Origin of the sequence: Blautia sp. 1033sp1_1033st1_G9_1033SCRN_220408 (assembly GCF_040929965.1) — a bacterium.
Classification (GTDB): domain Bacteria; phylum Bacillota; class Clostridia; order Lachnospirales; family Lachnospiraceae; genus Blautia_A; species Blautia_A ammoniilytica.
In genome coordinates, this window is sequence record NZ_JBFKZO010000042.1 from 1 (window position 1) to 7,100 (window position 7,100).

The 7,100-nt window shown below is 43.8% G+C and carries 8 protein-coding genes; 1 reads left to right on the forward strand and 7 read right to left on the reverse strand.

The features are described 5' to 3' along the window. Positions 1-25: 25 nt before the first annotated feature. A complete protein-coding gene (locus AB5916_RS17075; RefSeq protein WP_368192041.1) occupies positions 26-472 on the reverse strand; it encodes an FGGY-family carbohydrate kinase in 447 nt (148 codons plus the stop codon). 54 nt (positions 473-526) lie between these two features. On the opposite strand from AB5916_RS17075, the gene AB5916_RS17080 reads away from it, so the two are divergent. Next, entirely contained in the window at positions 527-655 is a 129-nt protein-coding gene (locus AB5916_RS17080) for a hypothetical protein (protein ID WP_368192043.1), read from the forward strand. Positions 656-843: 188 nt separating this feature from the next. Here AB5916_RS17080 and AB5916_RS17085 read toward each other — a convergent pair whose 3' ends face one another. The 6 genes from AB5916_RS17085 to AB5916_RS17110 all read right to left on the reverse strand — a co-directional run bounded on the left by AB5916_RS17085 (position 844) and on the right by AB5916_RS17110 (position 7,024). Then, positions 844-1,212 (reverse strand): helix-turn-helix transcriptional regulator, encoded by a 369-nt coding sequence (locus AB5916_RS17085; RefSeq protein WP_173727580.1) that lies wholly within the window; start codon positions 1,210-1,212, stop codon positions 844-846. Between the two features lie 27 nt (positions 1,213-1,239). Then, positions 1,240-3,108, reverse strand: a complete 1,869-nt coding sequence (locus AB5916_RS17090; RefSeq protein WP_368192046.1) for a heavy metal translocating P-type ATPase — start codon at positions 3,106-3,108, stop codon at positions 1,240-1,242. Positions 3,109-3,143: 35 nt separating this feature from the next. Continuing rightward, positions 3,144-3,362: a cation transporter gene (locus AB5916_RS17095; protein WP_158422223.1), complete on the reverse strand. Its 219-nt coding sequence runs from the start codon at positions 3,360-3,362 to the stop codon at positions 3,144-3,146. A gap of 202 nt (positions 3,363-3,564) precedes the next feature. Next, the gene (locus AB5916_RS17100; protein ID WP_368192048.1) at positions 3,565-3,987 is read right to left on the reverse strand and encodes a flavodoxin; all 423 of its coding nucleotides are present in this window, start codon (positions 3,985-3,987) and stop codon (positions 3,565-3,567) included. Positions 3,988-4,053: 66 nt separating this feature from the next. Further along, entirely contained in the window at positions 4,054-4,623 is a 570-nt protein-coding gene (locus tag AB5916_RS17105) for a DUF3793 family protein (protein WP_368192050.1), read from the reverse strand. Positions 4,624-4,942: 319 nt separating this feature from the next. After that, positions 4,943-7,024, reverse strand: a complete 2,082-nt coding sequence (locus AB5916_RS17110) for a heavy metal translocating P-type ATPase (RefSeq protein WP_368192052.1) — start codon at positions 7,022-7,024, stop codon at positions 4,943-4,945. Positions 7,025-7,100 lie beyond the last annotated feature (76 nt).

Here is a 7,100-nt window from a genome sequence, read left to right on the forward strand (position 1 = left end):
AGTGTTCTTTTTGCTTTTATGCAATTCATCTCCCACCTGTAGAGGAAGGAGAATTCTTGCTATATATTATGTTAAATACATCTGCAAACATCTGCATCCAATATGGATTTCTGGCTCCGCCGTCACAAAACTGGATTCCTTTTTCCAGTTCAGCATGACTCTCCAATTCATCTAAAGACAGCTTCAGATTCATGGCAATCCCTTCCATGGCTGCATGTACCAGTTCTGCTCTTCCTGTCCCCAGATTCAGCCCCAGGAAAGCCCCTCGGATATTTACAGATTTATCCTGTGAAGTACCTCCTGCAAAGATAGAGAAGGCGGATGTATACATATTCTCCTGAATATGTGCGAATACATATGGCTTTGTCTTAAAATCCAGTACCGGCTCTTTTGTATTTACAGCGATCCAGGAAGAGGAGCCAAGAGAGGTATAAACTCTCCCTTCCCGTCCGCCTACGCTCCCCAAAGCCATGCAGGCATTGTCCACACCGCCACAGGCTACCTTTGTTCCGGGAGCAAGACCGGTTTGTGCAACAGCTTTCTTGTGCTATATCAGATCGTGAAGCAGCTTTTCGAGTACCTGATGCTTGCCCAGAAGCCTGCAGATTACTTTTATGAAATTCCTATCCAAATTATCACAAAAGAGCTTCTCTGATTTTTTGCTATTTTGCTCTTACAGAATAAAACTTTTTTGTAATAGGAACACTGCGAAGTAATTTCCTACTACACAAGACAAAAGCTGCTGTATCTCCGGTTCTTCCAACCGGCATATACAGCAGCTTATATTTTATATCAATTCTGGCAATACCTGATTACGCAGGCCTGCTTATTTACAGATTATGATTACGGTCGATCTTCCTCTATATGATCCCGTCCCTGGTCAATGATGGTCCGCACATGCTCATCTGCAAGGGAATAAAAAATGGATTTTCCTTCCCTGCGGCTCTTTACCAGCTTATTCTGCTTCAGGATCCGAAGCTGATGGGAAATAGCTGACTGGTTCATATTCAATACCCTGGCCAGGTCGCAGACACACACCTCTGCTTCAAAAAGGACAAACAGAATCCGTATTCTGGTGGAATCCCCAAATACCTTAAAAAGCTCTGCCAAATCATATAACTCTGTTTCTTCCGGCATGGTATCATTCACGGTCTTCAGAAGATCCTCATGTACTTCAAAACAATCACACACCTCAAGACCCTTTTCCTCCATACGGTTTCTCCTCTCTTTCTTTTGAATTTAAAGATTCTTTACAAACAAAGCTCTTGTTGCATTCAGTACAGCGATCACCATAACTCCCACATCTGCAAAAATTGCCATCCACATATTTGCAATACCAAGAGCACCAAGGAGCAGGCAAATCCCTTTGATACCAAGAGCAAACCAGATATTCTCATAAACGATCCTAAGACACTTTCTGGAAATCCTGATCGCCTTTGAGATCTTCAGAGGATCATCATCCATCAGCACCACATCCGCTGCTTCAATCGCAGCGTCAGAACCAAGCGCTCCCATGGCAATACCGATGTCGGCTCTGGACAAAACAGGGGCATCATTAATACCATCACCTACAAATGCCAGTTTCTCTTTTTCGCCTTTTGTAGAAAGAAGTGCCTCTACTTTAGTTACCTTGTCTGCCGGAAGCAATTCACTGTAAACCTCATCAATTGCCAGCTCGGCTGCAACCTGATCAGCCACTTTCTTAGTGTCTCCGGTAAGCATGATTGTTTTCCTGACTCCAGCCTTTTTCAGCGCCTGGATTGCTTCTTTTGCATGGGGTTTGATAATATCTGCAATGAGGATATGTCCCGCATATTTACCGTCAACGGCCATATGGACAATTGTGCCCACATGATGACAATCAATATATTTTATGCCCAAATGATCCATCAGCTTGGTATTTCCAGCTGCTACGGATATTCCATCAACCTTGGCAATCACACCATTGCCGCTGATCTCTTGGATATCTGTCACACGGCTTCTGTCTATCGCTTTGCCATAAGCCTTTTTCAGGCTTTTACTGATCGGATGGGAAGATGCACACTCTGCAAGTGCTGCATACTCCAGAAGCTTGTCATCACTCATGTCACTGTGATGGATGCCTGCAACCTCAAACACACCTTTTGTCATAGTGCCTGTTTTGTCAAATACAACGTACTTTGTCTGGGACAATGTTTCAAGATAATTGGATCCTTTTACAAGGATTCCCTGATTACTGGCTCCGCCGATCCCTGCAAAAAAGCTTAGCGGAATACTGATCACAAGGGCACACGGACAACTGATTACAAGGAAAGTAAGTGCTCTGTAGATCCAGTCCCCCCACTCCGGAGAAAGGCCCATAACAGCCATCCTTACAATCGGAGGAATGATCACCAGTGCCAGCGCAGAGTAGCATACTGCAGGTGTGTAATATTTGGCAAATTTGGAAATAAAATTCTCAGATCTTGACTTCTTGGAGCTGGAATTCTCTACCAGATCCAGAATCTTGGAAACAGTAGACTCACCAAACTCCCTGGTAGTACGGATCTTCAACACACCATTCAGATTGATACATCCGCTGATGATCTCGTCATCACAACCAACCTCTCTTGGAAGGCTCTCTCCTGTAAGTGCACTGGTATTCAGTGTAGATTGTCCTTCTACTACCACACCATCGATAGGCACCTTCTCGCCAGGCTGTACAACGATCACAGTTCCCACTTCCACCTCGTCCGGATCTACCTGGCAAAGGGTACCATCCTTTTCCACATTGGCATAGTCCGGCCGGATATCCATCAGTTCACTGATATTCTTCCTGCTTTTGCCTACTGCATAGCTCTGGAAAAGCTCCCCGATCTGATAGAACAGCATAACAGCTACGCCTTCTTTGTAATCCTTCAGGGCGATCGCACCGATGGTTGCCACTGCCATAAGAAAATTCTCATCAAATGCCTGTCTGTTCAGGATCCCTTTCCATGCTTTTTTCAGAATATCATATCCGATCACCAGATAAGGAATCATAAACAAAGCAAACTGCACGTATCCATCTACTGGAAGTAATGACAGAATAATAATCAGGGCAGTGGAAATAATAATCCTAATGAACATTTTTTTCTGTTTCTTATTCACGATTCATGCCTCCTGTAAATCTGCCTCTCTAAAGCTTAAAGAAAAATCTCGCAATCATCCTCAACTTTCTTGCAGTTCTTCAATACATCCTGCATAACAGCCTTAGGATCCTGGCCATCTTCAAACTCAACGATCATCTTCAGTGTCATAAAGTTTACAGTAGCATCCTTAACTCCTGGGGTATGCTTGGCAGCGTCCTCCATCTTATTTGCACAGTTTGCACAATCAACGTCGATTTTGTAAGTTTTTTTCATGGTCTACTCCTTTTCTACCTTCACCGGCTGCTTACGATCCTGCCTAAGGTCTTTCATAATTTCGTTTTATCATATGAACATTTATTCATATGTTTGATATTATTATAGCACCCTAGACCTTTTTGTCAATAGGGTGCTATAATATTTTTAATCATTTTTAAGAAATATTCCGTAATATTTTCAGGTTAATGTACCATCATTTTTAAGCAAGTGCTTTTCCAAGATCCTGGCAAGCTGCTTTGGCATCATCATCCGGTTCCTCGTTGCAAAGCACAGGCTGGGAAACAAGGGATACACCTGCACCTTTTGCATTTTCTTCCCAGGTGCGCATCCACTCTCCATCTCCCCATCCATAGGATCCAAAAAGACCTACTTTTTTACCTGCAAGCTTTGGCTCACACGCCGCATACATCGGCTCAAAAATAGTATCTTCCAGTTCTTCATCCCCCATAGCAGGGCAGCCGAATGCCAGTCCGTCAAACTCCCCCACTTTGTCAGCAGAGAAATCCTCTGCACTAAAAACAGAAACCTCAGCGCCTGCTTCTTTTGCGCCTTCCGCTACTTTATCTGCCATAGCCTCTGTATTGCCAGTTCCGCTCCAGAAAACAACTGCAACTTTACTCATAATATAAATACCCCTTTCATTCATATTAAATTTTATGTTAAGCAAACTTTTCACCAGGTCAGCCCATCATGCACTGGCACCGGCTACTGTCAGCTGCACAACACTTCTTCCATTTTGCCACAGACTGCGGTAAATATTCCTGCACTTCCGGTACTTATGAAACAGCTTCATAGTTTCACATTCATTACAGTATACTTTCCAACAGCCTGCACACTTATAATTCTGTCCGCTGTTTTTGATAAAACCAATCACATCCCCAAGTGGATAATCTAAAAAAATCCCAATTTCATGAGGAAATTCCTCCTGCCCGGAAAACCGTTCCACAAGGCGGTTCAATGCATACCCTGCATCTGTGGATGTATACCCGTACTTTTCCAGAAAACCTGCAACACCAGATTCGTCCAGCTTTTCCTGCAGCTTTTTCTCACGATATACATATACAAGTGCTCGTCGTCCATGATTACGCAAAACCAGAAGCTTAACTCCCTTTGGATTCATCAGGCGATTCCACTGTTTGACTTGTTCAGCCAATTCCTGGTCATCTTCTGTCACTGCATTAAACAGATTGGCCGCCTTTACAGACGCCAGCGTAGGGGAACAATGTTCAATCAGATATCTTTCTATGTTTTCCGCCAAAATGAATCCTCCTTCTTGTATTCATTTAATGATAGGTAATTAGTTATTTGTAATACATATAAGTTGCATCTAACCGTCATTCAAAAAAAATAAGGCCATCACCTATTGGTAGTTAGCATTTGCTAACCACATAGATAGATTACTTTATCTATGCTTTTTTGTCAATAGATGATGACTCCCTTATTTGTATAATAATTCTCATTATGATGTCAGTGACTGGTACAGTGAATATTAAGTAACCGCCATATTGACTTACCTGATTTTCACTGTACTAGTTCGTCTTCATAATAACCATATTTTCGCCCATACAGACCTCTATTTATTCCGGGAGAAGATTCTTCATACTCCTCATCCCGATCAACAGTGTGGAGGTATTATGAAGGAGTGCTGAAGTAGTAGGCTGCAGGATACCAGCCACCCCCAGAATGATCAGTCCTGTATTAAAGCCTACAATGGTTCTGTAGTTGCATCTGATTCTCTTCATTAGTTCATCACTAATGTATTTCAGTGCAAGAAGGCTATACAGATCATCAATACCAATGGTAATATCTGCCACTTCTCTTGCGATCTGTGCACCTTCACTGACAGCTATACCTGCGTCAGCCGCCGAAAGTGCAGGCGAATCATTGATGCCATCTCCAAGCATCACTACCTTACGTCCTGCGGCTTTTTCCTTGTCTACGAATCTGGCTTTATCTCCAGGAAGGACTTCTGAATAATATTCATCTACCCCAACCCTTTTGGCAACTGCAGCTGCTGTACGCTCACTATCCCCGGTCATCATCACCACCTTGGTAAATCCGGCGTCTTTCAGCCTGCGGATCACCTCCGGTGCTTCCTCCCGCAGCGGATCCTCAATGCAGATCACTGCAGCCAGTTCACCGTCTATAGCAAGGTAAAGGTGGGAATACTCTTCTGGAATCTGTTCAAACTTCTCTTCCATTCCCTGCGGGATCTTGCATTTCTCATCCTCAAATACAAAATGAGAGCTTCCGATCACAGTTTTGTGATCGTTTACAAATGTGGAAATGCCATGGGCCACAATATACTCTACCTTGGAATGCATCTCCTCATGGTCAAGACCTTTCTGCTTTGCAGCATTTACTACAGCTTTTGCCATGGAATGAGGGAAATGCTCTTCCATACAGGCAGCCAGGCGAAGCATTTCATCTTCACTGTGTCTGCCAAAAGAAATCACCTTTGCTACGGTTGGTTTTGCCTTGGTAAGAGTGCCTGTCTTGTCAAATACAATGGTATCTGCTTCAGCTACAGCCTCCAGGAATTTGCCTCCCTTAACTGTGATCTTATACCGGTTAGCCTCGCGGATCGCAGACAATACGGAAATAGGCATTGCCAGCTTCAAGGCGCATGAAAAATCAACCATCAGCACTGCAAGTGCCTTTGTAGCATTTCTTGTGAGAAGATACACCAGACCCGTGCCGCCAAGAGTATATGGAACCAGACGGTCTGCCAGATGTTCTGCTTTGCTCTCCAGTCCGGATTTCAGTTTCTCGGTATCTTCGATCATAGCAGCGATCTTTTCATACCGGCTGCTGCCTCCTACTGAGGAAACAGTAAAGACCACTTCTCCTTCTTCTACAACTGTGCCTGCATACACGGTGTTGCCAGATACACGACGTACTGGTACAGACTCACCTGTAAGAGAAGCCTGGTTCACCATAGCCTCACCTTCAAGGACTGTACCGTCAAATGGAATCACATTGCCCATGTGCACAACCACGCAGTCACCTGGCTTTATCACATCTGCATCCGTCAGTACTTCCTGTTCATTATCTGTGCGCAGCCATACCTTGCCCACATTCAGGGACATGGTACGAGCTAGATCGCCTACTGATTTCTTATGGGTCCACTCCTCTAGCAGTTCACCTACTCCCAAAAGGAACATTACAGAACCGGCAGTTCCAAAATCTCCCCGGATCATAGAAACACTGATAGCAGTCGCATCCAGTACCGGTACCTCGATCTTGCGCTGCCATAAAGTCTTCAGGCCTTTCCAGATATATTTTGCAGATACCACACCTGTATAGATGGCTGAAAATGGCATTGGAAGCATAAACTTCCTTGCATAATGAAAGATCACTTTATTAACAAGTTTCTCTTTATACTGTTCATTTAATTCCCTGCCGGAGCTATCCAGCACAGCTGCCGGAACCTTCACATTCTCATAGCGGAAGCACTGCAGCTTGCGAAGAAGCTCCTTCCTGTCACCCTTGTAACTGATGGTGGCATCACAGGTTTTATCATAAACATTTGCCGTTATCACTCCGTCAGTATTTTCCAGATAATACTGCAGGATATCTGCCTGCTGATAAGTCATCCGTTTCTGGAAAATATGGATCCTGATTCTTCCCCGGATCTCATGTTTAATATTAAAACGCATCTTTATTCTGCCTCTTTGAATGTATCCTCTTCTGTTTTATCCTCTTCTGCCTTGACTTCCTGGTCTGTCTTTACTT